Source organism: Methylomonas sp. PHL2-19 (assembly GCF_059331595.1).
Map to the genome: position 1 here is coordinate 4,061,803 of NZ_CP196839.1, position 26,689 is coordinate 4,088,491.

General features: G+C 50.6%; 22 protein-coding genes and 2 rRNA genes. 11 read left to right on the forward strand and 13 right to left on the reverse strand.

The annotated features are described in order from the left end of the window. Nucleotides 1–424 precede the first annotated feature (424 nt). The 7 genes from alaS to ACR02O_RS18710 all read right to left on the reverse strand — a co-directional run bounded on the left by alaS (nucleotide 425) and on the right by ACR02O_RS18710 (nucleotide 7,482). Nucleotides 425–3,037 carry an alanine--tRNA ligase gene (alaS, locus tag ACR02O_RS18680; protein ID WP_494522166.1) on the reverse strand — a complete coding sequence of 871 codons (2,613 nt, stop codon included), beginning with the start codon at nucleotides 3,035–3,037 and terminating at the stop codon, nucleotides 425–427. Nucleotides 3,038–3,120: 83 nt separating this feature from the next. Beyond that, nucleotides 3,121–3,459 (reverse strand): HepT-like ribonuclease domain-containing protein, encoded by a 339-nt coding sequence (locus ACR02O_RS18685; protein ID WP_494522167.1) that lies wholly within the window; start codon nucleotides 3,457–3,459, stop codon nucleotides 3,121–3,123. Then, nucleotides 3,449–3,760, reverse strand: a complete 312-nt coding sequence (locus tag ACR02O_RS18690) for a nucleotidyltransferase family protein (protein ID WP_494522168.1) — start codon at nucleotides 3,758–3,760, stop codon at nucleotides 3,449–3,451. Before ACR02O_RS18690 ends, ACR02O_RS18685 begins: the two co-directional genes overlap by 11 nt. A 77-nt stretch (nucleotides 3,761–3,837) precedes the next feature. Beyond that, nucleotides 3,838–4,335, reverse strand: coding sequence for a regulatory protein RecX (locus tag ACR02O_RS18695; RefSeq protein WP_494522169.1), 498 nt, complete (start codon nucleotides 4,333–4,335; stop codon nucleotides 3,838–3,840). After that, the gene (gene recA / locus ACR02O_RS18700) at nucleotides 4,298–5,350 is read right to left on the reverse strand and encodes a recombinase RecA (RefSeq protein ID WP_494522170.1); all 1,053 of its coding nucleotides are present in this window, start codon (nucleotides 5,348–5,350) and stop codon (nucleotides 4,298–4,300) included. Before recA ends, ACR02O_RS18695 begins: the two co-directional genes overlap by 38 nt. Before the next feature lie 88 nt (nucleotides 5,351–5,438). After that, the gene (locus ACR02O_RS18705; RefSeq protein WP_494522171.1) at nucleotides 5,439–6,731 is read right to left on the reverse strand and encodes a cobyrinic acid a,c-diamide synthase CobB; all 1,293 of its coding nucleotides are present in this window, start codon (nucleotides 6,729–6,731) and stop codon (nucleotides 5,439–5,441) included. Nucleotides 6,732–6,759: 28 nt separating this feature from the next. Next, the gene (locus ACR02O_RS18710; protein ID WP_494522172.1) at nucleotides 6,760–7,482 is read right to left on the reverse strand and encodes an Aq_1264-related membrane protein; all 723 of its coding nucleotides are present in this window, start codon (nucleotides 7,480–7,482) and stop codon (nucleotides 6,760–6,762) included. Nucleotides 7,483–7,842: 360 nt separating this feature from the next. On the opposite strand from ACR02O_RS18710, the gene ACR02O_RS18715 reads away from it, so the two are divergent. From ACR02O_RS18715 to infA, 3 genes are all read left to right on the forward strand, one after another. Further along, entirely contained in the window at nucleotides 7,843–8,316 is a 474-nt protein-coding gene (locus ACR02O_RS18715; protein ID WP_033157264.1) for a hypothetical protein, read from the forward strand. Between the two features lie 378 nt (nucleotides 8,317–8,694). After that, the gene (locus ACR02O_RS18720; protein ID WP_494522173.1) at nucleotides 8,695–10,809 is read left to right on the forward strand and encodes a RelA/SpoT family protein; all 2,115 of its coding nucleotides are present in this window, start codon (nucleotides 8,695–8,697) and stop codon (nucleotides 10,807–10,809) included. 102 nt (nucleotides 10,810–10,911) lie between these two features. Next, nucleotides 10,912–11,130: a translation initiation factor IF-1 gene (infA, locus tag ACR02O_RS18725; RefSeq protein ID WP_013819653.1), complete on the forward strand. Its 219-nt coding sequence runs from the start codon at nucleotides 10,912–10,914 to the stop codon at nucleotides 11,128–11,130. A gap of 34 nt (nucleotides 11,131–11,164) precedes the next feature. Here infA and clpA read toward each other — a convergent pair whose 3' ends face one another. Further along, complete coding sequence (gene clpA, locus ACR02O_RS18730; RefSeq protein WP_033157262.1) at nucleotides 11,165–13,441, reverse strand: ATP-dependent Clp protease ATP-binding subunit ClpA; 2,277 nt, start codon at nucleotides 13,439–13,441, stop codon at nucleotides 11,165–11,167. Between the two features lie 9 nt (nucleotides 13,442–13,450). Continuing rightward, nucleotides 13,451–13,774 carry an ATP-dependent Clp protease adapter ClpS gene (gene clpS, locus ACR02O_RS18735; RefSeq protein WP_020482550.1) on the reverse strand — a complete coding sequence of 108 codons (324 nt, stop codon included), beginning with the start codon at nucleotides 13,772–13,774 and terminating at the stop codon, nucleotides 13,451–13,453. 125 nt (nucleotides 13,775–13,899) lie between these two features. On the opposite strand from clpS, the gene ACR02O_RS18740 reads away from it, so the two are divergent. The 7 genes from ACR02O_RS18740 (at nucleotide 13,900) to mtaB (ending at nucleotide 21,277) form a co-directional block, all read left to right on the forward strand. Further along, a complete protein-coding gene (locus tag ACR02O_RS18740) occupies nucleotides 13,900–14,355 on the forward strand; it encodes an NUDIX hydrolase (RefSeq protein WP_033157261.1) in 456 nt (151 codons plus the stop codon). Further along, nucleotides 14,352–15,449, forward strand: coding sequence for a tRNA 2-thiouridine(34) synthase MnmA (gene mnmA / locus ACR02O_RS18745; protein WP_101051513.1), 1,098 nt, complete (start codon nucleotides 14,352–14,354; stop codon nucleotides 15,447–15,449). Before ACR02O_RS18740 ends, mnmA begins: the two co-directional genes overlap by 4 nt. 9 nt (nucleotides 15,450–15,458) lie before the next feature. Continuing rightward, nucleotides 15,459–16,601 carry an AAA family ATPase gene (locus ACR02O_RS18750; RefSeq protein ID WP_101051512.1) on the forward strand — a complete coding sequence of 381 codons (1,143 nt, stop codon included), beginning with the start codon at nucleotides 15,459–15,461 and terminating at the stop codon, nucleotides 16,599–16,601. Further along, nucleotides 16,601–17,293, forward strand: coding sequence for a DUF3226 domain-containing protein (locus ACR02O_RS18755; protein WP_101051511.1), 693 nt, complete (start codon nucleotides 16,601–16,603; stop codon nucleotides 17,291–17,293). The genes ACR02O_RS18750 and ACR02O_RS18755 overlap by 1 nt, the downstream gene beginning before the upstream one ends. A gap of 31 nt (nucleotides 17,294–17,324) precedes the next feature. Then, complete coding sequence (purB, locus tag ACR02O_RS18760; RefSeq protein WP_101051510.1) at nucleotides 17,325–18,683, forward strand: adenylosuccinate lyase; 1,359 nt, start codon at nucleotides 17,325–17,327, stop codon at nucleotides 18,681–18,683. Nucleotides 18,684–18,698: 15 nt separating this feature from the next. Then, nucleotides 18,699–19,928: a nucleoside recognition domain-containing protein gene (locus ACR02O_RS18765; protein ID WP_033157458.1), complete on the forward strand. Its 1,230-nt coding sequence runs from the start codon at nucleotides 18,699–18,701 to the stop codon at nucleotides 19,926–19,928. Nucleotides 19,929–19,990: 62 nt separating this feature from the next. Then, a complete protein-coding gene (gene mtaB / locus ACR02O_RS18770) occupies nucleotides 19,991–21,277 on the forward strand; it encodes a tRNA (N(6)-L-threonylcarbamoyladenosine(37)-C(2))-methylthiotransferase MtaB (protein ID WP_101051628.1) in 1,287 nt (428 codons plus the stop codon). 65 nt (nucleotides 21,278–21,342) lie between these two features. Here the strand turns inward: mtaB and ACR02O_RS18775 are convergent, their stop codons facing one another. Next, a complete protein-coding gene (locus ACR02O_RS18775) occupies nucleotides 21,343–22,125 on the reverse strand; it encodes an MlaA family lipoprotein (RefSeq protein WP_033157256.1) in 783 nt (260 codons plus the stop codon). A gap of 90 nt (nucleotides 22,126–22,215) precedes the next feature. Between ACR02O_RS18775 and rnt the strand changes: the two genes are divergently transcribed. Next, nucleotides 22,216–22,842 carry a ribonuclease T gene (gene rnt / locus ACR02O_RS18780; RefSeq protein ID WP_205453725.1) on the forward strand — a complete coding sequence of 209 codons (627 nt, stop codon included), beginning with the start codon at nucleotides 22,216–22,218 and terminating at the stop codon, nucleotides 22,840–22,842. A gap of 122 nt (nucleotides 22,843–22,964) precedes the next feature. On the opposite strand, the gene grxD is transcribed toward rnt, so the two are convergent. From grxD to ACR02O_RS18795, 3 genes are all read right to left on the reverse strand, one after another. Then, nucleotides 22,965–23,285: a Grx4 family monothiol glutaredoxin gene (gene grxD / locus ACR02O_RS18785; RefSeq protein WP_319960677.1), complete on the reverse strand. Its 321-nt coding sequence runs from the start codon at nucleotides 23,283–23,285 to the stop codon at nucleotides 22,965–22,967. Nucleotides 23,286–23,418: 133 nt separating this feature from the next. After that, nucleotides 23,419–23,534 (reverse strand): 5S ribosomal RNA (rrf, locus tag ACR02O_RS18790). Between the two features lie 160 nt (nucleotides 23,535–23,694). Beyond that, a 23S ribosomal RNA gene (locus ACR02O_RS18795) occupies nucleotides 23,695–26,589 on the reverse strand. Between the last annotated feature and the right edge of the window lie 100 nt (nucleotides 26,590–26,689).

Genomic DNA, 26,689 nt, shown 5'->3' on the forward strand with positions numbered 1-26,689 from the left:
GCAGGGGCGATGCAGGGATGCATCGCGTTGACGAAGGGGCAGGAAGCCCCTTTCGGCAACCCCCGCCAAAAGCGAGGAGCGCAGGGAATAAGCGGCATCCGGGTCGCCTTTTCTTTGGATACTTTCTTTTGGCGACGCAAAAGAAAGTATCTCGGTCGTCGGTCCGAGAACCGACTTCAAAACAATCCGTCGCGATAGCGACACATCACCGTCAGAAATGCCTATCGGCCTAATTCAAGCCTACAAACCCTATCGTTGCGATCCCGAACATCTTCGGTATTGGCAGCTTTCAATAGGCCGCGTAATTGTTGCAAAGTAAGCAACTCAGCTTGATTTGACTTAAGCAAGTCCATCCTCTGTTTTAGAATCGCCCTATGCCAATTCGGAGACCTAGTTTCTGCATTTGTCATAGCCTTCTCCGAAATTAACCAGCCAAACGTTCCCTCACCCACTCCGGCACCGCCGCCAACGCCGCCGGCAATCCGGCTGGATCGTTACCGCCAGCTTGCGCCATATCCGGCCGACCACCGCCTTTACCGCCGACTTGGGTCGCAACAAAATTCACCAACTCCCCGGCTTTGACTTTATCCATCGCATCCTTAGACACGCTGGCGATCAGGCTGACTTTATCGCCGCTGACCGCCGCCAAGACCAAGGCTGCACTGCCCAGTTTGTTTTTCAACTGATCGGCCAAATCGCGCAAGGCTTTCGGGTCGACGTCGTCCAGTTTCACGGCCAACACTTTCACGCCGTTGACATCGACGGCTTGGCTGGTCATTTCATCGCCGGCCGAGCTAGCCAGTTTGGCTTTGAGTTTTTCCAATTCTTTTTCCAGACCGCGGGTTTTTTCCATCAGTTGATGGACTTTGTCGGCAGCTTTGTCCGGTGCGGCTTTCAGCAAGCCGGCGATGATGAGCAAGGCTTTTTCTCGCTGCTCGATCCAATCCAAGGCGCCTTGGCCGGTGACAGCTTCCAGACGTCTGACGCCGGCCGCGACGCCGGTTTCGCCGATGATTTTGAACAAGCCGATGTCGCCGGTACGTTGCACGTGGGTGCCGCCGCAAAGCTCGGTGGAAAATTCGCCCATCGTCAATACCCGCACTTCGTCGCCGTATTTCTCGCCGAACAAGGCCATCGCGCCGGCTTTCACCGCATCGTCCTTGGCCATGATTTCGGCGGCGACCGCGTTGTTTAAACGAATCTGTTCGTTGACCAAGCGTTCGACGGTGGCAATTTCCGCTGGCGTCATCGGTTCGAAATGCGAAAAGTCGAAACGCAAGCGTTCGGAATTGACCTGCGAGCCTTTTTGCTGAACATGCTCGCCCAAGGTCGCCCGCAGCGCGGCGTGCAATAAGTGCGTCGCCGAGTGATTGCGTTCGGTCGCTTTGCGGATTTCGGCATCGACGCTGACTTCGCAAGCTTGGCCTTCGCTGAGCGTGCCGCGCAACACTTTACCTTTATGCAGGAATAGTTTGCCGCCCTGTTTCTGGGTATCGTGAACTTCGAAAACCGCGTCACCACATTCGATGCGCCCGGTGTCGCCGACTTGGCCGCCGGACTCGGCATAGAACGGAGTTTGATCCAGAATCACCACGCCTTCGTCGCCGGCTTCCAACGCTTCGACCGGCTGGCCTTGCTTGAACAAGCCCAGGATTTGCACCGAGCCGTCCAAATGAAAATAACCGGTAAATTCGGTGCTGCTGTCGTGCTTGATGTCTTGATCGTAATCAGCGGCAAACGTACCGCCGGCGCGAGCCCGGTCACGCTGAGCGGCCATCTCCACTTCGAAACCGGCATGATCGACGCTGAGATTATGTTCGCGGGCGAAATCGGCGGTCAAATCCACCGGGAAGCCGTAGGTGTCGTACAACAAGAACACCACATCGCCGGGAATGACATGGCCGTCCATTTTAGCGACGCAGGCTTCCAGAATTTTCATGCCCTGTTCGAGGGTTTCCGCGAAGCGCTCTTCTTCTTTTTTCAGTATCCGCTCGACTTGTTCCTGGGCATTCGCCAGTTCTGGATAAGCATCCCCCATTTCCGCCACTAGCGGCGCGACCAGTTTGTAGAAGAAGGTATCCTGAATACCCAAGCGGTAACCGTGACGAATCGCCCGACGGATAATTCGGCGCAACACGTAACCGCGACCTTCATTCGACGGCAACACACCGTCAGCGACCATGAAAGCGCAGGAACGAATGTGATCGGCGATGACCCGCAACGAGCTGTTGCTCAAGTCGGTGGTGCCGGCCAATTGCGCCGCCACTTTTAACAGGTTTTGGAACAGGTCGATTTCGTAGTTGCTGTGTACGCCCTGCATTACCGCCGAAATCCTTTCCAGGCCCATACCGGTATCGACCGATGGCGCCGGCAGCGGCGTCAGGTTGCCGTCCTTGTCCCGGTCGTATTGCATGAACACCAGATTCCAGATTTCGATGTAACGGTCGCCGTCTTCGTCCGGGCTGCCCGGAGGGCCTCCGGCCACATGCTCGCCGTGATCGTAGAAAATCTCGGTGCAGGGACCGCAGGGGCCGACATCCCCCATCGACCAGAAATTGTCCTTGGCGCCGATCCGCGAGAAACGATTCGGATCGTGCTTGACGTCTTCCAGCCAGATCGCTTCGGCTTCGGAGTCTTCATCAAACACGGTCACCCAAAGTCTTTCCTTAGGAATGCCCAATTCCTTGGTCAAAAAATCCCAAGCAAAATGAATCGCGTCGCGTTTGAAATAATCGCCGAAGCTGAAATTACCGAGCATCTCGAAAAAGGTATGGTGGCGCGCGGTATAACCGACGTTTTCCAAATCGTTATGCTTGCCGCCGGCCCGCACGCAGCGTTGGCTCGTGGCGGCGCGGGTGAAGTCGAGCTTTTCGCGGCCCAAGAATACGTCCTTAAACTGCACCATCCCGGCGTTGGTAAACAACAAGGTTGGATCATTACCCGGCACCAGCGAACTGGAGGGACGCACGGCGTGGCCGTGTTGGCGAAAGAATTCCAAAAAGGCGGCCCGCAATTCGGCGCTGGTCATTTTTTTCATGGTGGTTACTTCGGTTGATTTGATACTTCAGAAAGTAAATTTACGTTGCATATGCTGATGATAAGAGCTCATCTATAGGACTTTCAATCGTTTAACAAATTCGCCAGCGTTTCGTGCAATGCTGGCAAAGATGATTCGATGGTATTCCAAACCGTTAAATCGTTAACCGACGCATATCCGTGAATCAATAGATTGCGAAAAGCCACAATTTGCGGCAAATCCGGAATGCGTTCGGCCCAAGCAGGTTCTATTTTGCATAACTGGTTTAAAGCTTCGCCAATAATCTCAAATTGGCGCTCCACAGCAGAGCGTAATAAACGGTCTGATCTGTAATCCGCAATAGTTTTACCGTCAACAAACTCCAGAATCGCTCCAGCAGCGGAATGAGCGTCCCACAAAAAGACCCGAGGATCACGCTGCATAAACCAATTCGCGACTTTGTTCGATGCTGGCTAGCAAATAAGGGTTTTTCAACGCTGTAGTCTCCGCTAAATCCACATGCCGCCCAATTAGATTCTCCAGTTCTTGCCGTAGGGCAAAAAATACCTGCAACGAAGACGACTGACCGTCCTCGGCAAATTCGACTAAAAAGTCCGCATCGCTGTGTTCCAAATCGAAGTCGGTAGCCCGCGCGGCCGAGCCGAATATCTCTAGACGCTTAACCCGATAGCGCCTGCATAAGTCGACGATTGCGGATTTATTTTGCTGAATCAGAGGATGCATAAATAGCTATTAGCTTAGATTTGCTTGAACTTTATCAACTATTTCTCCGAATACGCTTCGCTATTCAGAGCTACGAGCTAACCAGCTCTATTCAATTTAATTTTCAACTCCGCAACCAAGCGCTTGACCATCTCGCCGCTGAAACCGCGTTGCTGTAAAAAGCGGCTGCGCTTTAGCCATTCGTTTTGGGTCAGCGATTTTTCGTCGTCGTATTTACGCGAATACACATCCAGCAGCACATTTTGCCAACCGCCTTGCTCCTCGACCTGTTCATCCAGATCGGCGTCGTTGATACCGCGCTGTTGCAGTTCATAGCGAATTCGCATCGGACCATAGCCATTCTGGATACGTTGGCGGACATAGGCTTCGGCATAGCGTGCATCGTTTTGCCAGTTCCGCTCGGCTATCTGATCGATAACCGGTTCAACGTCGTCGCGGTCAAAACCGCGCAAGGCCAATTTATCCAGCAGTTCCCGACGACTATGTTCGCGCCGGGCCAACAACCTCAGGCAAATGGCTTCGATCTGTTGCCGGCGCTCAATCGCCGTCGACAAACTCGGCGTCGTCGTCTTCACTGGCTGCTGCCGGCGCTGTCGCTAATTTGGCAAAGGCTTTCTCACGAATCGCTTTTTCCAGTTCGACGGCTTTCTCCGGGTTATCGCGTAAAAACTGCTTGGCGTTGTCCTTGCCCTGGCCGATTTTCTCGTTGTTGTAGGCATACCAGGAACCGGATTTTTGTACGAAGCCGAATTCCACACCTAAATCCACCAGTTCGCCGAAGAAGGACACGCCTTCGCCATACAGAATTTCGAAATCGGCTTGCTTGAACGGCGGAGCCACTTTGTTTTTGACCACTTTGACGCGGGTCTCGTTACCGATCACCTCGTCGCCTTTCTTGATCGCGCCGATGCGGCGAATATCCAGACGCACCGAGGCATAAAACTTCAGCGCATTACCGCCGGTGGTAGTTTCCGGGTTGCCGAACATCACGCCGATTTTCATCCGCAACTGGTTGATGAAAATCACCAAGGTGTTGGAACGTTTGATATTGGCCGTCAGCTTGCGCAAGGCTTGCGACATCAAGCGCGCTTGCAAGCCCATGTGCGAGTCGCCCATGTCGCCTTCGATTTCGGCTTTCGGCGTCAAAGCCGCCACCGAGTCGACGACCACGATGTCGACCGCGCCGGAGCGCACCAGCATGTCGGTGATCTCCAGGGCTTGTTCGCCGGTATCAGGCTGCGAGACCAGCAAGTCGTCGATGTTGACGCCGATCTTTTGCGCGTAGATAGGGTCCAGCGCATGCTCGGCATCGACGAAGGCAGCGGTGCCGCCCAACTTTTGCATCTGGGCGATGGTTTGCAGGGTCAGTGTGGTTTTACCCGACGACTCCGGGCCGTAAATTTCGATAATCCGGCCGCGCGGCAAACCGCCCACACCCAACGCAATATCCAAGGACAGGGAGCCGGTAGATACGACTTCGATGTCGCGGCTGGCGGCGACATCGCCCATCCGCATCACGGAGCCCTTGCCGAATTGTTTTTCGATCTGCATCAACGCGGCGCCCAGCGCCTTTTTCTTGTTTTCGTCCATTTGAGTACCTGCTGTTGTCTGGCCGGTGAAAGCCGCGCATTATCCCATAGACCCTGGCTGTGAAACAGTTTTAATATCCCTTCTCAGCTTAGAAAAAGCTAGCGGCAAGCTGTGGGTTGTAGGGAAAATACAAGTGCAGATAAGAGGCTTGCAGGGAGCCTTTGCGGAAAAAGCCTTCGCCATGCCCAAAGCTGCGTTGCGCGGTGGAGACGGCAAACGGTTCTAACGCGGTATCCAGCTTGGAAAAATGAAAGCTGTGACCACGAATCTCGCCCTGCTCCAATTGCAGGCTATGCATTCCTAAATTGGCCAAGCGGGTTTGCATGACGGCGCTGCCGGGTAACAAGCCTACCATCGCCGCTCGCTGACTTTCTTTATCAGCCAGATTATCCAGCAAATATAAGAAGCCGCCGCATTCGGCATAGATGGCTTTGCCGGCTAGATGATGGGCGGTTAAAGCCTCCTTCATCGCCAAATTTTCGGCCAGCGTTTGCAAATGCAATTCCGGATAACCGCCCGGCAAATAAACGCTATCGGCCTCCGGCAAGGCACTATCAGCCAACGGCGAGAAGAACAACAGCTCCGCCCCCATCGCTCGCAAACAATCCAAATTGGCTTGATAAATAAACGAAAACGCCGCGTCTCGCGCCACCGCGATGCGTTTACCCTGCAACAAGCGTGGCGGCGGATGGGCCAAAGCGGCGACAAAGGCGACTGGCTCGGGTAAAACACAGAGCGTAAAACTATTTAATAATTCCGCAGCCCGCCCCAACCGGGTATCCAGATCACCGATTTCATTGGCCTGCAGCAAGCCCAAATGCCTGGAAGGCAAGCCGACTGCCTCGTCTCGACTCATCGCCGCCAACAAAGGCATGCCGGCCGGCAAGGCTTCTTGCAACATCCTGGCGTGGCCCGCGCTACCGACCTTGTTGGCTATCGCGCCCGCGAACGCCAAACCCGGCCGATAGTTCGCCAAACCGAATACGACCGCGGCAAAGGTTTGCGCCATCCCTTGCGCATCAATCACCGCCGCCACCGGCACCGACAAGGCTTGGGCCAAATCGGCGCTGCTACTGTCGCCATCGAACAAGCCCATCACGCCTTCGATCAAGATCAGATCGGCTTCGCCGGCGGCGCGATACAGCAATTCGCGGCAATGCACCTCGCCCATCATCCATAAATCCAGTTGATAAACCGGCTGGCCGCTGGCGTAAGCCAAAATCTGCGGATCGATGAAATCCGGGCCGGTCTTGAATACCCGAACCCGACGGCCTTGCTGTCTATGATAGTAAGCCAGCGCGGCGGTGACGGTCGTTTTGCCTTGCCCGGAAGCCGGGGCGCTGATTAACATGGCCGGACAACTGCGCGGGTTGGTCGTCATGGATGAAATGGGAGAAACAGTCAAAACATCAGTCCTTTCGGTAAAACCACATTTGATAAACACTCATTAATATTTGGACGCCCATCGATAAGCCCATCAATGCACCGCTAAGCACTACCACATAGGCAAATTCGGAAATATGCTTGGTGACAAACCAGGACACCACGTCTAATAGCATTGCAAAAAACGGAATCACCAGCGCCACCCGCTTGACGTAGATATTCATATCGCAGAGCAGAAAAATTTTGCCAATGAAAAACAGGATGAAGGCAATGCCGAATAAATGAATATGCGACACCCTGACCAGCGCCGGCGTCGACGCCCCGCCTTTATGCGCCACTTCCGCGACACCTTCGTAATGCGTCAGATTGGGCAGGCTCGGGTTGGCGGCCGGGTTATGACAGTGGATGCAGTCGCGGTTCAAAATCGGCGCAATTCTTTGCTCGTAAGCAGGCTGCCCCGCGCCATCCTGGATCCATTTCAAGATCACTTCCTTATCGCTTTTGTATTTCAGATTCGGCTCCATGATGCCGTTGACTGCCGCGCCAAGCCTGGACTGAGTGGTCGAACCGTGGTACATGATGACAATGTCGTCTATCGACAAACCGCGCTTACCGTCGCGGCCCTGATGGGTGTAATACAAATTCACCAGGGCCATCAGATAGCCCAGCCCGATGGTCAACAGGAAGACAGTATTTAATATTTTCTCGCTGGTGGATATATCTCGAAAACGGCGATATTGCTTCGGCATAGGCAATTAAGAAAAAGGCAAAGTGGGCACGATCCATGGCGCTAGACTGGTGCTGCGGAAGCTTCTGACAAGCCAAATCGGCTCCCCAGCGGCTCAATGGCATCAAACTGCTTTTAGAATAATCGATATGTAAATATTGATCTATGCCAAGTTCGCGGAAAAATCCTACCGGCGATTTTTATTTTTATCGCATAATCGACCATGGTTAAGCGCCAAGAGTGCTTCAAGCTCTCAGAAGAGCACGTTCTGGTTTTGAATGAATTTTTCCAACGTCCACCTTTTGCTAATACCGCAAAAACAACGATGAAACCATCCCCAGCGCTTTAAGTCATTGGGGGATCCAACACAGCAGGAGAACATATGCGTACTTTATTACTTTCCTTACTTGCCGCTACCACCTTTTACAGCAGCTTATCAACCGCTCAAGCCCAAGATTCTGCTAGCGTGGCAATCCCGGATAAAGTCAGGGCCAATATTTTGAAACGACACCCGCAAGCGCAGGACCTGAAAGCGACTCAGGAAACCCACTTTGGTCAACAGCTACTGGAAGTCAGCTTTAAGGATACGGAAGACGAATTGAAGCATGAGTTATTTAGAACCGACGGCGCGTTGTTTGCGAACGAAATCCTGCTGGACAACGGTCTAGAAATATCACCTGACGTGACCAAAGTGCTGGCCGATAACTTCCCCGGCTATAAGCTGCATAAGGCGGAATTGGTGATTAATCCGAACGGCGTGGGCGAAGAATACGAATTGTTTATTGAGGTGGGTGGCAGCAAATGGAAGGTGGCGGTCAACGACAAGGGCAAAATCACGGATAAAGATGCTTATTAATGGCTGTCTCCCCAGGCACTTAATGCTAAGAATCTTAGAGTTTCCTGCCTGTTAATCGGACACTTAAATTTCCCTGCTCCGTCATTCCCGCGTAAGCGGGAATCCATCTTGAAAACTCGGCCTAAGCATAAGCGTGAGCGACTATATTGAGGGCCGGTTTAATAAATCCGGCCATACTTGAGTGGTTTTCTTACTGCCTGAGTAGGCTGCTTGAGAGTGTCCTGAATTTTGCCCAATAGCTTTGCCCGTATAGACACTTGGGGAACGCGGACGGGTAAAGCGCGTCGCTAGCCGTTTAATCTGACGCCTGGATTCGAACCCCAAGTTTCAGGAAATTCCCTATTTTCCGCCCCACCTCGCTAGTCTTACAATATTGGCATGACTCAAAATAATTCTTCCGTCAGCAAACTGTTTCCCGGGTTTTCAGACGCCGATAGCTTACAGATAAGCCACGCGCTGAAGCTGGTCGAGCAACTTTCGGCGAACTGCAAGGACACTCTCCGCCCCAAAGGCGTCGATGTCGCCTCGATTTTAATGAGTGTGCATATCGATCTGGAAACTATTCTGGCGGCGCTGCTCAGCGATTCACGTGTTGCCGGGAAACTCAGCGACTCGACAATACGCGAGCAATTCGGACCGTTAGTCGCCGACTTAGTTAAAGACGTGAGCTGGTTGAATAATGTCAGCATTTACAGTACCGACATGGCAAACCAGCCCAATCAAGCTGAGATATTGCGACGCATGCTGCTGGCAATGACCCATGACGTGCGGGCGGTGCTGATTAAATTGGCTTTTCGCATTCAGCGGCTGCGCGGACTCCAACACGAGCAAGAAAATATCCGCCGCTTCATTGCCAGGGAAACCCTGGATATTTATGCGCCGCTCGCCAATCGCCTGGGTATTAATCAATTCAAATGGGAATTGGAAGACCTGGCGTTTCGTTATGCCGATCCTGAGCATTACCGCTTTGTCACCGACTCATTGGCTGTCAATCGGGAACAACGCCAAGCCTTTATTGAGCGGTTTTTAGCGGCACTTCAAGACCGTTTAAACCAGGAAGGCATACAGGCCAAGGTCTACGGTAGGCCCAAGCATATCTATAGCATCTGGAACAAGATGCGCCGCAAGCAACTGGCGATAAACGAACTGTACGACTTATTGGCAGTGCGCGTGGTGGTGGACAGTTTGTCGGCCTGCTACATGGTGCTAGGCTTGGCGCACAGCCATTGGCAGCATATTCCGCGGGAATTCGACGATTACATCGCCAACCCTAAGGAAAACGGCTATCAGTCCCTGCATACCGTAGTTTTGGATGAAGACGGCAACCGTATCGAAATTCAAATCCGTACCAAAGCCATGCACGACTTTGCAGAGCTGGGTGTGGCGGCGCACTGGCGTTATAAAGAGGGCAGCAAGTTCAACGCCGCCACCGAGAAGAACATCGCCTCGCTCCGACAACTGCTGGAAGACAAAGATAACACTGACGGCTTGCTGGAAAACTTTCATACCGAGCTGTTCTCCGACCGGGTATTCGTGCTGACGCCTGCCGGCAAATTGATCGACCTGGTCAAGGGCGCTACGCCACTGGATTTTGCTTATGCGATCCATACCGAGGTGGGTCACAGTTGCCGCGGCGCAAAAGTTAACGGCCAGATCAAGCCCTTGACTTACAAGCTGTGCTCTGGGGAGCAGGTGGAAATCATCACCGTTAAAAACGGTCAACCCAATCACAATTGGCTGAATCCCAACCTCGGTTACCTAAAAACCCCGCGAGCCATCAGCAAGGTAAAAAGCTGGTTCAAACAACAACAGCAAGCCGAAAATATTGCGGCCGGCAAATTGCTGCTGGATAAGGAAAGCAAGCGGCTAGGCTTGAAAACCGTCGATATCAACGAATTGTTAAGGCATTTTAAATTCGCGGATACAGAACATTTTTATGAAGCGCTAGGCCACGGCGACATCAACAACCGGCAATTGGCCGGCGCGTTGAAAATTCCGGAATTGGAACCAACACCGATCAAATTGGTGCCCAGCAAATCCTCTACGCAATCAGCGATTACTATCGATGACATTGATAATGTAGTGACCACGCTGGCCCATTGCTGCTCGCCGGTAAAGGGTGACGAAATTATCGGCTTTATCTCGCATAAACGCGGTATCACTATTCATCGCCGCGACTGCGAGAATATTCGGCATCTGTCGCCCGAGCAGCAATTGCAATTGTTGAAAGCCGATTGGAGCGGTCAACAAACTGTACATCACAGCGTACCGATTTTGATTCATGCCTTTAACGCGCAAAATTTGTTGAACGACGTTTCTCAGGTATTAGCCGCCGGGAAAGTACATATCAGCAACGCCTCATTGAAGACCCACGACGATTTGTCCGCGATTCTGAATATGACAATTCAAATCGAAAATACCGAGCAACTTAGTTTGGTGCTGGCACGTATCAGCCATTTGCCAAATATTATTGAAGTGAGAAGGAAAGTCTGACGCGCCCTGTATCAGCACTAATTCAACTATCCGGGAGACTTTTTTAGCGGCTCAGCAGAGGATTCATGCTAACATAGGCGTTTTAAATTTAGAGCTTTGACTATGGCAAAAGAAGATCAGATTGAAATGGATGGCAAGGTTATCGATACCCTGCCCAACACTATGTTTCGCGTCGAATTGGAAAATGGTCACATCGTTACCGCCCACATCTCCGGCAAAATGCGCAAACACTACATCCGCATCCTGACTGGCGATAAAGTCCGCGTAGAAATGACACCTTACGACTTGACCAAAGGCCGCATTACTTTCCGCAATCGCTAACCCGTCTTTCGGGAAAGCGATTGCTTCCCTCGCTTTATACTACTTGATTCAATTCCGAAACGATTAGTTGTTTGCTCTCGATCGCAAAAGCCAACGCATCGTTCTCGACATGCACTCGCACGTGACCGCCATTCGCTAAACGACCGAACAATAAATCTTCTGCCAGCGGTTTTTTGATCTTTTCCTGAATCAATCGCGCCATTGGCCGCGCACCCATTTTTGGATCGCAACCATGTTCGGCCAGCCACGCTCTCGCCGCAGGTTCTAAAGTCAATGTGACATTTTTGTCCGCCAATATGGCTTCCAGCTCGAAAATAAACTTATCGACCACACTGCCCACCACCGCCAAATCCAGCGGTTTGAATTGCACAATTGCGTCCAGACGATTTCTAAATTCCGGCGAAAACCCTCGCTCGATCACTTTCATACTATCGGAAGCATGATTTTGCTGGGTAAAGCCGATAGATGCCCGGCTGCTTTCTTCCGCACCGGCATTAGTGGTCATAATCAAAATGATATTTCTAAAATCCGCTTTGCGACCGTTGTTGTCGGTCAAGGTGCCGTGATCCATCACCTGTAGTAACAGGTTGAATACATCCGGATGCGCTTTTTCCAACTCGTCCAGCAACAACACGGCATGCGGATGTTTGGTCACCGCTTCGGTCAGCAATCCGCCCTGATCGAACCCGACATACCCCGGAGGCGCGCCGATCAAGCGTGATACAGTATGCCGCTCCATGTACTCAGACATATCGAAGCGAATCAACTCAATGCCCAATACTTTGGCTAGCTGCCGAGTCACTTCGGTTTTACCGACCCCGGTAGGACCGGCAAACAGGAACGAACCGATCGTTTTAGTGGTATCGCGCAATCCGGCCCGCGATAGCTTAATTGCCGACGCCAGCTCTGAAATGGCTTCGTCTTGGCCAAACACCAGCATCTTCAGGTTTTTTTCCAAGCTCGACAATTTATCAATGTCGTTTGACGATACCGATTGTGCCGGAACCCTGGCAATTTTGGCGACGATTTCTTCTATCTCGGCAGTATCGATCAGATCCTTGCGATCAATACCGGCAAACAACCGCTGCCTGGCCCCGGCTTCGTCGATCACATCAATGGCTTTGTCAGGCAAATGCCTGTCTGTGATATAACGCGCTGATAATTCCACCGCCAGTCGCAATGCTTCTTGGGTGTATTTCAGGCCATGATGCTCTTCAAACCGCGACTTCAAGCCCTTCAAAATTAATACAGTATCTTCTATCGATGGCTCTATCACATCGATTTTCTGGAAGCGCCGCGCTAGAGCGTGGTCTTTTTCGAAAATACCCCGATATTCTTGATAAGTAGTGGACCCAATACAACGCAATTGTCCGGACGCCAACACCGGTTTGATCAAGTTAGAGGCATCCATAACCCCACCGGAAGCGGAACCCGCACCAATAATGGTATGAATTTCGTCAATAAATAAAATCGAGTCCGGTTCTTTTTTGAGCTGGCTAATTAAAGCCTTGAGTCGTTTTTCAAAGTCGCCGCGATACTTGGTACCCGCCACCAGTGCACCCATATCTAGTGAATAAATCACACTATTCAACAAAATATCCGGCACTTGTTCTTCAACAATTCGTTTCGCCAAACCTTCAGCTATAGCGGTTTTACCGACACCAGCCTCCCCTACCAATAGCGGATTATTTTTGCGGCGGCGGCAAAGCACCTGAATGGTTCTTTCCACTTCCAGCTCGCGGCCGATTAAAGGATCGATGTTGCCTTTCAGGGCTTCTTCGTTCAAGTTGGTTGCGTATTTTTCCAATGGGCTGGACAAAGCTTCATTGCTGCCGCGCTCGGATTCCGGCTCTTCGTTATTTTCTTTTCTGAACTGCTCGATTTTGGAAACCCCGTGCGCCAGATAATTGACCACATCCAAACGAGTGATGTCTTGTTTGTTCAACAGATAAACCGCGTGCGAATCCTGTTCACTAAACAAGGCAACAAATAAGTTCGCGCCGGTGACTTCTTTTTTGTCGGAAGCCTGGACATGAAATACGGCGCGCTGTAAAACACGCTGAAAACCCAAAGTGGGTTGCGTTTCGCGCTGTATACCTTCCGGAATCAAGGAAATGGTTTCATCTATAAATCGGGTTAGTTCGGCCCGCAATGCATTAACATTGCAGCCGCAAGCGATCAAAATCGGTATCGTCGTGACATTGTCCAACAAGGCCAGCAACAAATGCTCGACCGTGATGAATTCGTGTCTTTTGGCATGAGCTCCGGTAAAAGCAGCATTCAATGTCACTTCAAGTTCTTTACTTAGCATGGTTACCCCTCACGCCTCTTCCATCGTGCACATCAGCGGGTGATGGTGCTCACGGGAATATTCATTAACAATATGTACTTTGGTTTCAGCCACGTCTTTGGTGTAGGTACCACAAACGCCGACACCCTGCGTATGCACTTGCAACATCACCTGCGTTGCTTTCTCTTGGCTCATGTTAAAAAAATCAGTCAATATTTCGACGACAAAATCCATCGGCGTAAAGTCGTCATTAAGCAACATAACCTTATACAGTGGCGGTCTTTTCAGCTGCGGTTTGGCTTCTTGCAGCGCGGTGTTACCGTCACCATCTTTCAAGGGTTCAAAATCTGACATAATCTTTGGTGCTGTGAATCATTGTGGTCTTAAAAATAGCGTCTTAAACATTAAATTTCAATCTTTAGGCACATAAAAAACATTTCTAGTAAAATGCGCGCCTTTTACCGTTTTCTATCAATATCATGGTTTGGAAACCTCACGTCACCGTCGCCGCCGTGATCGAAAAAGACGGTCGCTTCCTGCTGGTTGAGGAGACAACGGCACGAGGCCTTGCGTTCAATCAGCCCGCTGGTCATTTGGAAGAAGGTGAAGATTTAATCAGTGCCGTCAAACGCGAAGTTTGCGAGGAAACAGCTTGGCAATTTGAACCGGAGGCTTTAATCGCCACACAGTTATGGCGCAGAAATCCGCATATGCCCAGCTTTGTTCGCTTCTGTTTTTCCGGCACAGTCAACAACCACAATCCAGAACAAGCTCTCGACGACGGCATTATCGACACTCACTGGTTAAGCCGCAATGAAATTTACGCAAAACGCCAGCAATTGCGCAGCCCTTTGGTATTGACCACTGTGGACGAATACCTGAAAGGTCACCGCTTTCCGCTTAGCATCTTACAGTCTTTTATCGATTTAGAATGAGCAAACACATCATCGTCGGCATGTCCGGCGGCGTCGATTCTTCCGTTACCGCTCTAGCCCTGCAAGAACAAGGCCACAAAGTCACGGGCTTGTTCATGAAAAACTGGGAGGAAGACGACGGCACCGAATATTGCACGGCGATGCAAGACTTAGCCGACGCACAGCAAGTTTGCGACAAACTTGGCATAAAACTAAAAACCGTCAACTTCGCCGCCGAATATTGGGACGAGGTATTTGAAGTGTTTTTGTCAGAGTTTAAGGCCGGCCGCACCCCCAATCCCGACATACTTTGTAACAAACACGTCAAATTCAAAGCTTTTTTGGATTACGCCATTGAAGACTTGGGCGCCCAATATATTGCCACCGGCCACTATGCCCGCGTTCGCGAACAAGACGGCGAATTCCAGCTATTAAAAGGCCTGGATCCCAACAAAGAGCAAAGCTATTTTCTCTATGCGATGGGACAAAAAGCCTTGTCTCGTACCCTGTTTCCAATAGGCCACCTGCACAAGCCGGAAATCCGCGCAATGGCCGACAGAGCCGGCTTTGCCAACAGCCGGAAGAAAGATAGCACCGGCATTTGCTTCATCGGCGAACGCAAATTCAAGGAATTTCTGCAACGCTATTTGCCGCACCAACCTGGTGAAATGCGCACTCCGGAAGGGCAATATATCGGCAAGCATCATGGCTTGATGTATTACACCCTGGGCCAACGCCAGGGCTTGGGCATTGGCGGCGTCAAGGACGCGCCTGACGAACCCTGGTTCGTGTTGGACAAAGACCTGGATAACAACGTGCTGATCGTCGGCCAAGGGCATGAACATCCGCTGATGCTGCATAACACCCTGGAAGCAGGTCAACTGGATTGGTGCTGCAGCCGGCCTTTGACTGAAACCATTCGTTGCGCCGCCAAGACCCGCTACCGCCAGCCTGACCAGGAATGCATAGTCGAACCAACCGACGGCGGCAGCCGCGTCAAAGTCCGCTTCGACGAACAACAACGAGCGATTACGCCGGGACAGTCGGTGGTGTTTTATAAGGGCGAAGTTTGTTTGGGTGGCGGGATAATTGAGTCGAAATATAATCAAACATAAGGATTAACAATGCTAACCAATTTACGCATTAAAAATTTCCGCATGTTAGAGGATTTGGAAATCCCAAAGCTTGGCCGCGTGAATTTAATTGTAGGAAAAAATAATAGTGGCAAGAGCTCTATTCTTGAGGCACTGCGCATCTATGCTGGGGACGCAAATCTTGAGCTACTCAGCGCAATACTGAATGAACATGACGAATCATATAGTTTAGATCGCACATCTCTTGACGGTAGTATAAAAAATTGGCTAGGGCTAAAAAACCTCTTTCCTAATCGAAAGTTCCCTTCAAGTGAAAATATCAATATATCTTTATCATCCAATGAAAAAAATCTTCTAAAAATTGAGTATATCTTTTATTATTTTAAAGATGAATCAGATATTGATGAAGACGGGCAGCCATTTTCCACTCGCCGAAGAGTTATCGTAAAACCTGACTTGTCAAATGTTAAAGATTCAGCTTTATTATATCCGGCAATTCGCATAACCTTAGAATCAGGTAAAAATACAATTCAGGAATTAGAGGAAACCAAAAATCAGTTTTCTACATTTTGGCTCCTGAATTCTAAACTTTATTCATTTGGATTAAGTTATGTTCCGTCAGATTTTTTATCATCAGAACAACTATCTACTCTCTGGGATGAAATAACACTAAGCCCATACGAGAATATTGTCATAAAAGCTTTAAAGTTGATTGATGATCGTATTGAAAAACTTGCATTCATCGAATCTCATCAAAACAACAGCCGTTTTGCGATCGTTAAAACCAAAGATGTTGAAAATAGAATCCCTCTCAGCAGCATGGGCGACGGCATGTCGCGCATATTACAGCTGATATTATCTGTATTTCCTGCAAAAGATGGCATTTTATTAATTGACGAGTTTGAAAACGGCTTGCACTACAGTGTTCAAGAAGAAGTCTGGCGTATCATTTTTCAACTTGCAAAAGAATTAAATATACAAGTATTTGCAACGACCCATAGCTGGGATTGTATCGAGAGTTTTACCAAAACGGCAATTGAAAGCCCTGGCGATGGCATTTTGCTGAAAGTATCCAGAAGCAAACTCACCAGCGATAATGGAAAGATCATTACCACTGTTTACGATGAAGCCGAGTTACAAACCATAACTGCATCAGAACTTGAGATTAGATAATGTCTAAAAAGATATTGTTAGTTGAAGGTAATGATGATCGAGCCTTTTTCAAAGCATTCTGCAAGAAACTGGGACTTATTGATGTCGAAGTACCCGAAATAACTATCGTCACTCCGAAGGACAGGGGCTCACAACGAAACGGCTGGACCAACCTGATTGACCATTTACCAACAGAAATTAAACGCTTACGTAGCGGTGATATTGATAAGTTAGCCATTGTAATAGATGCTGACTTTGAGCTAGACAACAATGGTGGAGTTACTTCAAGACGAGATTTGGTCACCAAGAAAATAAACGACTTTTTACAAAAACAAAATTACGGCCTCTACGAAATATCGGATCAGCCTAATTACAAAACAGGCGATATTTTCAAGCACACAAACGGCTTACCTGATATTGGCTTATGGATCATGCCCGATCATCAAAATGACGGAATGATTGAAAATTTTGTCGAGCAAATGATTTCAGCCAGCGCCGAACAACAATCGCTATTAGCTCACGCAAACTTCTCAATAAATAACTTACCGACCAAGCTATTTAAAGACATTCATTTGTCGAAAGCCAGAATCTATACATGGCGAGCTTGGCAAAAAGAGCCTGGCATAAGATTGCCGGATGCGTTGTCCGAAAACCTATTAACTATCGAAGCCGCTGCTAATTTCAGCAACTGGTTAGTCTCGGTTTTTAAATAATTATCCAAATATTTTCTAAGGAAATAGCTTTATGACACTCACCGCCATCTCCCCCATCGACGGCCGCTACGCCGGCAAAGTCGACGCCTTGCGCCCCATTTTCAGCGAATACGGCTTGATCCGTTACCGGGTCGAGGTAGAAGTGCGCTGGCTGCAAGCACTGGCCGCCGAAGCCAAAATTGCCGAAGTGCCAGCCTTATCCGCCGAAGCGACCACCGTGCTGAATAACATCGTCAGCGATTTTTCCGAAGCCGACGCCCAAGCGGTCAAGGACATCGAGAAAACCACCAACCACGACGTCAAGGCAGTCGAGTATTTCCTGAAGAAAAAGATCGAAGGCAACGCGGAACTGCAGGCCATCAATGAGTTTTTCCACTTCGCCTGCACCTCGGAAGACATCAATAATCTGTCTTATGCGCTGATGCTGAAGGAAGGCCGCGGCCTGATGCTGGCGGAAGTCGATGCGACGATAGACGCGATCAAGCAATTGGCACTGAATAGCGCCGAACAACCGATGCTGTCGCGTACCCACGGCCAGTCGGCGACACCGACCACGGTTGGCAAGGAATTCGCCAATGTCGTCGCCCGCATGCAACGCCAGCGCCAACAACTGGCGAACGTCGAACTGCTGGGCAAAATCAACGGCGCGGTCGGCAATTACAACGCACACAGCGTCGCCTATCCGGATGTGGATTGGGCTGCTTTTGCGCAAAACTTTGTCGAGTCGCTGGGCCTGACTTTCAACCCATACACTATCCAGATCGAGCCGCACGATTACATGGCCGAGTTTTTTCACGCCCTGTCCCGTTTCAACACTATTCTGCTGGACTTCGACCGCGACGTCTGGGGCTATATTTCGCTGGGTTATTTCAAGCAAAAAACCGTGGCCGGCGAAGTCGGCTCCTCGACCATGCCGCACAAGGTCAACCCGATCGACTTCGAAAACTCCGAAGGCAATCTGGGATTGGCGAATGCGATTTTTGGCTTCCTGGCCGACAAACTGCCGGTCTCGCGCTGGCAGCGCGATTTGACCGATTCCACAGTTTTGCGCAACATCGGCGTCGGCATCGCCCACACCAGCATCGCCATACAATCGACCTTGAAAGGTATTTCCAAATTGGAAATCAATCCGGCGTTACTCGATCAAGACCTGGACCAAAACTGGGAAGTGTTGGCCGAGCCCATCCAAACCGTGATGCGCCGCTACGGTATCGAAAAGCCTTACGAAAAATTGAAAGAGCTGACCCGCGGCAATCGCGTCACCGGCGACGGCATGCGTGCCTTCGTCGAGAAGCTGGAAATTCCTACGGAAGCCAAGGCCGAGTTGCTGAAACTCACGCCGCACAGCTACACCGGCTACGCGGCAGATTTGGCCAAGAAAATCGGCTAATCACGGGACCGGTTGTTGCTGAACTTCATCTGGATATTCTTCTTCCTGACCGCCTTCGCCACCGCCGCCTTCAAGCTGCTGGTGCTGGGCGATACCCAGGTGTTTTCCGAGTTGATGAATGCGATGTTCAGCCTATCCAAGACCGCGTTTGAGATTTCGCTGGGGCTTAGCGGCGTGCTGGCCTTGTGGCTGGGCATCATGAAAGTCGGCGAGCATAGCGGTTTCATCGATCTATTGACCAAGGCACTGAATCCTCTATTCAGCCGGTTGATGCCGGAGATTCCCAAAGGTCATCCGGCGCAGGGGGCAATGGTGATGAACATCGCCGCCAATATGTTGGGGCTGGACAATGCCGCGACGCCGATGGGCATCAAGGCCATGCAGGAAATGCAAACCTTGAATCCGCATCCCGAGCGGGCCAGCGATGCGCAGATTTTATTTCTAGTGATCAACACCTCCTCGGTGACGCTGTTTCCGGTAACGATCTTCGCTTACCGGGCTCAACTGGGTGCCGCCAATCCGACCGACGTGTTCATTCCGATATTGATCGCCACCTATATGTCGACGCTGACCGGCCTGCTGGCCGTCGCCGCCGTGCAGAAGATCAATTTGCTGGACAAGGTGGTGATGGCTTATCTGGGCGGCATCACCATCTTGGTCGGCGGCATACTGGCTTATTTCGCGGGCTTGGATCAGGCAGAAATGCTCAAGCAATCGGCTCTGGTCAGCCATGTGATTTTGTTCGGCTTGGTGGTGTCGTTCATCGCCGCCGCTGCCTACAAAGGTCTGAACGCCTACGAATTGTTCGTCGAAGGCGCCAAGCACGGTTTCCAGACCGCGATCACCATCATTCCTTATCTGGTGGCGATGCTGGTGGCTTTCGGAGTGTGCCGGGCCAGCGGCGCGTTGGAATTGATTACCGACGGTGTAAGGCTATTGGTCAATGCTGCCGGCATCGACAACCGTTTCATCGACGGCCTGCCGACTGCACTGATGAAACCGTTCAGCGGCAGCGGCGCGCGGGCGATGATGATAGACACCATGCAGACCCACGGTGCCGATTCCTTTGCCGGCCGGCTGGCATCGGTGGTGCAAGGCAGCACCGAGACCACCTTTTATGTGTTGGCGGTGTATTTCGGTGCGGTGAACATCAAGCAGATTCGCCATGCTGCCGCCTGCGGCATCGTTGCAGACCTTGGCGGCATCGTGACCGCGATTTTGGTGACTTATTGGTTTTTTGGTTAATTATTTTGATTGTCGGCGTATGACGCTACGCTTATGCACCCTACATTTTGTTTTATATTTACATGCAGATACATTTAAAAACCCTCGGCTGCCGTCTCAACGAAGCGGAACTGGAAACCTGGGCACAAGCCTTTCAGGCTAGAGGCCACGACATCACCCGTAACTTGAGCGACGCGCAATTGGTGATCATCAATTCCTGCGCGGTGACTCAGGACGCCGTGAAAAAATCCAAGCAAATGATACGCCGCATTCACCGTGATAATCCGCAAGCCAAGCTGGTGGTCAGCGGCTGTTACGCGACACTGAACGAGGAAGAAGCCGCGCAATTGATGGGCGTGGACTTGATAGTCGGCAACCAGGACAAAAACCAGCTGGTGGAGAAAACCCTGGCCGAACTGAATTTGGATAGCATGCCGACGATGTCGACCGAACCCGGCGAAGTGTCGCTGTTCAGCCGTGGCCGCCAGCGCGCCTTCGTCAAGGTACAGGACGGCTGCCGCTACCGCTGCACCTTCTGCATCGTTACCGTTGCTCGCGGCGAGGAAAGCAGCCGGCCGATTCAAGCAGTCATTGACGAGATCAACGCGCTGCACGCTCAAGGCATCAACGAAGCCATCATCACCGGTGTGCATTTGGGCGGTTACGGCAGTGACATCAACAGTAATTTGGTCGAATTGGTTAGCGAAATCCTGGCTAAGACGGAGATTCCACGCCTGCGCATGGGTTCTCTGGAACCTTGGGAATTGCCGGATGGTTTCTTCGAGTTGTTCAAAAATTCAAGACTGATGCCACATCTGCATTTGCCCTTGCAGAGCGGCAGTGACAGCGTACTACGGCGCATGGCCAGGCGCTGTAAAACGGAGGAATTCGGCCAGATTGTTAAACTGGCCCGAGCGACGATTCCGCATTTCAATATCACTACCGACATCATCGTCGGCTTTCCGGGCGAAACCGAACTGGAATGGCAGGAAAGTTTTGATTACATCAAAAGCCTGGGTTTTGGTCATATTCACATTTTCAGCTATTCGCCTCGGGAAGGCACCAAAGCCGCGGGTTTGCCGGATCAAGTCGATCAGAACACAAAGAAACTGCGCAGCAAGCAATTGCATGAATTAGCCGACACAATGAAGCATAACTTCATTGCCGAAAACCTCGGCGAACAGGCCAACATTTTATGGGAAGGGCAAAAAGAAGCTCAGCAAGATGGCGTGGTCCGCCATTTCGGCTACACACCGAACTATCTAAGGGTAGCCTGCGATGTGGCACCCGACCTCATTCTGGAAAATAGGATAATGTCGGGAGTACTGATAGAAGCGAAACCGGATTTCGTGCTCGTCCGCTTGGATTGAAGCAATAAAAAAGCCGCAAAGCTATTTGCTTTACGGCCTTTTACATAAGAGTAGAACAGTTTAAATCAATACGGATTCGGATCGAGCGGTCCACGCCCACCGCCCTGCATTTCGTCGAATTTCAACACATCTTCGTCTGGAACCTTGCCATCGTGAACCAGATAATTACGTCTGGAAAGATAGGCATTTTTAAAAAACTCGTAACGATCCAGTGCCGCCTCGGTAGCGACTTTTTCCATACCCAGCAGATCTGAGCGCGCGTCGATGACTTTCAATGCACCAGGACCAATCGAAACCGCCGCGCCAATCCAATTTGGATTTATGTAGATACCGGCATAAGTAAACGGATTCATCGCGGCATCGCCAACCAACCCGAACACGCCACGTGGCGAACTGGGTCCGAAAAACGGCAGGACCAAGTAAGGGCCGGTAGGTATTCCCCAATAGCCTAAGGTTTGATCAAAATCTTCATTATGCTTCGGCAAATCGATCATCGTCCCAACATCGATAAGCCCGGCGACACCGATGGTGGTGTTCACCAAGAAACGCGCGCCGTCCTGACCCGATTGCAGGAGTTTTCCTTGCAAAACATCGTTGGTACAAACACCTATGTCATCGACATTGCTGAAAAAATTAGTAACCGCTTGGTCCGCAAAATCGGGCATCACCCAATCGTAGCCTTTGGCAACCGGTTTCATGACATAATCGTCCACGCCGTCATTAAATGATTGCACGCCTCTGTTCCAGCCCTCCCAAGGATCTTTAGGATCGACACCGCGGGTCGTGGCACAACCGTTTAATACGGTCAGTAACCCTAAGATAACCCAACCTTTTTTCCGATCTTGCATAACTTCACCTCACCAATTGAATATTGTTTATACCTATCCAAAACTCACGTAACATAACGCACAACCGACTTTTTTAGCCCATCAAACTCAATGGAAATAAACCTAAATCCGTTAGGCAACCGTTTCAGAGGTTACCTTCCTGTTATTGTCGATATAGAGACCGCCGGCTTTAATTCAAAAAAAAATCCACTATTGGAAATCGCCGCCGTAATAGTCGAACCAGACACTGATGGATGGCTGCATGTCACCGAAAAACATCACTGCAATATCATTCCTTTCAAAAACTCAGAGCTGGATGACGCAGCGCTCAAATTTACCGGTATCGATCCATACCATCCTTTCCGCATGGCTATAGAAGAGAAGGATGCGCTTACCAAGCTGTTTACCCCTATCAAAGCCGCTGTAAAACGTAACGAATGCAAGAGAGCTATTTTGGTTGGTCACAACCCAGCTTTCGATATCAATTTTTTGAACGCCGCTATTGAACGAACCAACTACAAACGAAGCCCGTTTCATCCATTCAGTAGTTTCGATACCGCCACACTCGGAGGGCTAATGTACGGCCAAACAGTTTTAGCAAAAATTGCTCAAGCTGCCGGAATTGTCTGGGATAACGAAAAAGCACATTCAGCACTTTACGACGCCGAACAAACTGCCGAGTTGTTTTGTATGATTATCAACCGCTGGAAAAAATTAAGCGAGTACGAAGCGACGTAAATGTAGCCAATTAGCGACTTAGAACACATTACACCCAAACACATTGGCGAGAATGGCAGAAAGTCCATCGCAATACACGGTCGAATAGGCACGCTGCTGCTTAATTAATATACCTTTTTCGACTAAAGTTTGGAGCCAACGCTCGCCAGCATATTATCAAGCTCGCCTTTATTAAAGAGATCGATGACAATGTCGCAGCCGCCGATTAACTCGCCGTTGATATACAGTTGGGGATAGGTAGGCCAGTGCGAGTATTCTTTTAAGGCTTCACGCACTTCAGGGTCTTCGAAGATATTGATATGGGCATAATCCGCATTGCATGCCCGCAAGACTTGCACCACCCGGCTGGAAAATCCACACTGAGGGAAGTCCGGGGTGCCTTTCATGTATAAGACCACAGGATGGCTGGCTAATTGGGCTTGGATTCTGTCTATTGCACTCATGCGTTTTCTCGTTAAACATTGATGAGAGGGGATTCTAACAACCCCGTCCGCAAAAGAGAAGAGAGCAGCAGTGGGGTGATTTTGGGTCAAAAAAAAAGCCCTGCTATGGGTAAGCAGGGCTTTTGGTTTAAGAGCTTGGCGATGACCTACTTTCACATGGCAACCTGCCACACTATCATCGGCGCTAAGCGGTTTCACTTCCGAGTTCGGGATGGGATCGGGTGGTTCACGCTTGCTATGTTCACCAAGCAAACTGGTTTGGCTGTTTTGCAGCCGTCATGCACAGGTTTGAAGCGTATTTGCTTCCCGGCATTTGCCGTTTACCTGTCTTCATGGAAATCTGTATCGAGTGTGTCGTTATCTTGCGTTTATCAGCGTGTCAGTGACACCCAAACGCATTGGGTGTTATATGGTCAAGCCTCACGGGCAATTAGTACACGTTAGCTACGCCCATTACTGGACTTCCACACCGTGCCTATCAACGTCGTAGTCTCCGACGGCCCTTCAGGGGACTTATAGTCCCAGTGAGATCTCATCTTGGGAGGGGCTTCCCGCTTAGATGCTTTCAGCGGTTATCCTGTCCGAACGTGGCTACCCGGCAATGCCATTGGCATGACAACCGGAACACCAGAGGTTCGTCCACTTCGGTCCTCTCGTACTAGAAGCAGCTTCCCTCAAATCTCAAACGCCCACGGCAGATAGGGACCGAACTGTCTCACGACGTTCTGAACCCAGCTCGCGTACCACTTTAAATGGCGAACAGCCATACCCTTGGGACCTGCTTCAGCCCCAGGATGTGATGAGCCGACATCGAGGTGCCAAACACCGCCGTCGATATGAACTCTTGGGCGGTATCAGCCTGTTATCCCCGGCGTACCTTTTATCCGTTGAGCGATGGCCCTTCCATACAGAACCACCGGATCACTAAGACCTACTTTCGTACCTGCTCGACTTGTCCGTCTCGCAGTCAAGCACCCTTATGCCTTTGCACTCATTGCCTGATTTCCGACCAGGCTGAGGGTACCTTCGTGCTCCTCCGTTACTCTTTAGGAGGAGACCGCCCCAGTCAAACTACCCACCAGACACTGTCCCTAACCCGGATAACGGGTCGAGGTTAGAACTCCAAACATACCAGGGTGGTATTTCAAGGTTGGCTCCACGAGAACTGGCGTTCCCGCTTCAAAGCCTCCCACCTATCCTACACAAGTAGGTTCAAAGTCCAGTGTCAAGCTATAGTAAAGGTGCACGGGGTCTTTCCGTCTAGCCGCGGGTACACTGCATCTTCACAGCGATTTCAATTTCACTGAGTCCCAGGTGGAGACAGTGTGGCCATCGTTACGCCATTCGTGCAGGTCGGAACTTACCCGACAAGGAATTTCGCTACCTTAGGACCGTTATAGTTACGGCCGCCGTTTACTGGGGCTTCGATCAAGAGCTTCTCCGAAGATAACCCCATCAATTAACCTTCCAGCACCGGGCAGGCGTCACACCCTATACGTCCACTTTCGTGTTTGCAGAGTGCTATGTTTTTGCTAAACAGTCGCAGCCACCGATTTTTTGCAACCCCCTTCCGCTCCAGTCGCGAGGACCTTCACGTAATGAGGGCATACCTTCTCCCGAAGTTACGGTATCATTTTGCCTAGTTCCTTCACCTGGGTTCTCTCAAGCGCCTTAGAATTTTCATCCCACCCACCTGTGTCGGTTTAGGGTACGGCCACTAGTAACCTGAAGCTTAGAGGTTTTTCCTGGAAGCAGGGCATCTATCACTTCGCTGTTCTTTCGAACCGCTCGTCATCACGTCTCGGCATAAAGCACCCCGGATTTGCCTAAGATGCATGCCTACCTGCTTAAACGGCCACTTCCAACCGACCGCTGATATAGCCTTCTCCGTCACCCCATCGCAGTTACTACTGGTACAGGAATATTAACCTGTTTTCCATCGACTACGCTTTTCAGCCTCGCCTTAGGTGCCGACTAACCCTGCGTCGATTAACGTTGCGCAGGAAACCTTGGGTTTTCGGCGAGGGGGTTTTTCACCCCCTTTATCGTTACTTATGTCAGCATTCGCACTTCCGATACCTCCAGCCGACTTCTCAATCGACCTTCGCAGGCGTACGGAACGCTCCTCTACCACTCACACTTACGTGTAAATCCGTAGCTTCGGTACTATGCTTAGCCCCGGTAAATCTTCCGCGCAGACCGACTCGACCAGTGAGCTATTACGCTTTCTTTAAAGGATGGCTGCTTCTAAGCCAACCTCCTGGCTGTCTGTGCCTTTCCACATCGTTTCCCACTGAGCATAGATTTGGGGACCTTAGCTGACGGTCTGGGCTGTTTCCCTTTTCACGACGGACCTTATCACCCGCCGTGTGTCTCCCGTGCTGGCACTTGCTGGTATTCGGAGTTTGCATCGGGTTGGTAAGTCGGGATGACCCCCTAGCCGAAACAGTGCTCTACCCCCAGCAGTGATACACGAGGCGCTACCTAAATAGCTTTCGAGGAGAACCAGCTATCTCCGAGCTTGATTAGCCTTTCACTCCGATCCACAGCTCATCCCCGTCTTTTTCAACAGACGTGGGTTCGGCCCTCCAGTTAGTATTACCCAACCTTCAGCCTGGCCATGGATAGATCGCCCGGTTTCGGGTCTACACCTTGCGACTAAACGCCCTATTAAGACTCGCTTTCGCTACGCCTCCCCTATTCGGTTAAGCTTGCCACAAAATGTAAGTCGCTGACCCATTATACAAAAGGTACGCAGTCACCCCACGAAGGGGCTCCCACTGCTTGTACGCATACGGTTTCAGGTTCTATTTCACTCCGCTCTCCGCGGTTCTTTTCGCCTTTCCCTCACGGTACTAGTTCACTATCGGTCAGTAAGGAGTATTTAGCCTTGGAGGATGGTCCCCCCATATTCAGTCAAAGTTTCACGTGCTCCGACCTACTCGATTTCACTAGAAAAAGGTTTTCGTGTACGGGGCTATCACCCTGTATCGCCGGACTTTCCAGACCGTTCCACTAACCTTATCCTAGCTTAAGGGCTAGTCCCCGTTCGCTCGCCACTACTTAGGGAATCTCGGTTGATTTCTTTTCCTCCGGGTACTTAGATGTTTCAGTTCTCCGGGTTCGCTTCAGTGAGCTATGTATTCACTCAAAGATGACGCGCTTATGCGCGCCGGGTTTCCCCATTCGGACATCTCTGGATCACAGCCGGTTTGCAGGCTCCCCAAAGCTTTTCGCATGCTACAACGTCCTTCATCGCCTCTTACTGCCTAGGCATTCACCGTATGCGCTTATTCACTTGACCATATAACCCGAATACGTCTGTATTTTGGTTATACTGTCAGCTGACATTTTCGCTGATTTTTCTGCTTGAGAACGACATGCCGTTTGTTTTCTGCCTTTCC

Excerpts from the sequence above, each read along its gene's own strand:
- alaS (WP_494522166.1), bottom strand. The coding sequence starts at position 3,037 with ATGAAAAAAATGACCAGCGCCGAATTGCGGGCCGCCTTTTTGGAATTC.
- ACR02O_RS18685 (WP_494522167.1), bottom strand. The coding sequence starts at position 3,459 with ATGCAGCGTGATCCTCGGGTCTTTTTGTGGGACGCTCATTCCGCTGCT.
- ACR02O_RS18690 (WP_494522168.1), bottom strand. The coding sequence starts at position 3,760 with ATGCATCCTCTGATTCAGCAAAATAAATCCGCAATCGTCGACTTATGC.
- recA (WP_494522170.1), bottom strand. The coding sequence starts at position 5,350 with ATGGACGAAAACAAGAAAAAGGCGCTGGGCGCCGCGTTGATGCAGATC.
- ACR02O_RS18705 (WP_494522171.1), bottom strand. The coding sequence starts at position 6,731 with ATGACGACCAACCCGCGCAGTTGTCCGGCCATGTTAATCAGCGCCCCG.
- ACR02O_RS18710 (WP_494522172.1), bottom strand. The coding sequence starts at position 7,482 with ATGCCGAAGCAATATCGCCGTTTTCGAGATATATCCACCAGCGAGAAA.
- ACR02O_RS18715 (WP_033157264.1), top strand. The coding sequence starts at position 7,843 with ATGCGTACTTTATTACTTTCCTTACTTGCCGCTACCACCTTTTACAGC.
- ACR02O_RS18720 (WP_494522173.1), top strand. The coding sequence starts at position 8,695 with ATGACTCAAAATAATTCTTCCGTCAGCAAACTGTTTCCCGGGTTTTCA.
- infA (WP_013819653.1), top strand. The coding sequence starts at position 10,912 with ATGGCAAAAGAAGATCAGATTGAAATGGATGGCAAGGTTATCGATACC.
- clpA (WP_033157262.1), bottom strand. The coding sequence starts at position 13,441 with ATGCTAAGTAAAGAACTTGAAGTGACATTGAATGCTGCTTTTACCGGA.
- clpS (WP_020482550.1), bottom strand. The coding sequence starts at position 13,774 with ATGTCAGATTTTGAACCCTTGAAAGATGGTGACGGTAACACCGCGCTG.
- ACR02O_RS18740 (WP_033157261.1), top strand. The coding sequence starts at position 13,900 with ATGGTTTGGAAACCTCACGTCACCGTCGCCGCCGTGATCGAAAAAGAC.
- mnmA (WP_101051513.1), top strand. The coding sequence starts at position 14,352 with ATGAGCAAACACATCATCGTCGGCATGTCCGGCGGCGTCGATTCTTCC.
- ACR02O_RS18750 (WP_101051512.1), top strand. The coding sequence starts at position 15,459 with ATGCTAACCAATTTACGCATTAAAAATTTCCGCATGTTAGAGGATTTG.
- ACR02O_RS18755 (WP_101051511.1), top strand. The coding sequence starts at position 16,601 with ATGTCTAAAAAGATATTGTTAGTTGAAGGTAATGATGATCGAGCCTTT.
- purB (WP_101051510.1), top strand. The coding sequence starts at position 17,325 with ATGACACTCACCGCCATCTCCCCCATCGACGGCCGCTACGCCGGCAAA.
- mtaB (WP_101051628.1), top strand. The coding sequence starts at position 19,991 with ATGCAGATACATTTAAAAACCCTCGGCTGCCGTCTCAACGAAGCGGAA.
- ACR02O_RS18775 (WP_033157256.1), bottom strand. The coding sequence starts at position 22,125 with ATGCAAGATCGGAAAAAAGGTTGGGTTATCTTAGGGTTACTGACCGTA.
- rnt (WP_205453725.1), top strand. The coding sequence starts at position 22,216 with ATGGAAATAAACCTAAATCCGTTAGGCAACCGTTTCAGAGGTTACCTT.
- grxD (WP_319960677.1), bottom strand. The coding sequence starts at position 23,285 with ATGAGTGCAATAGACAGAATCCAAGCCCAATTAGCCAGCCATCCTGTG.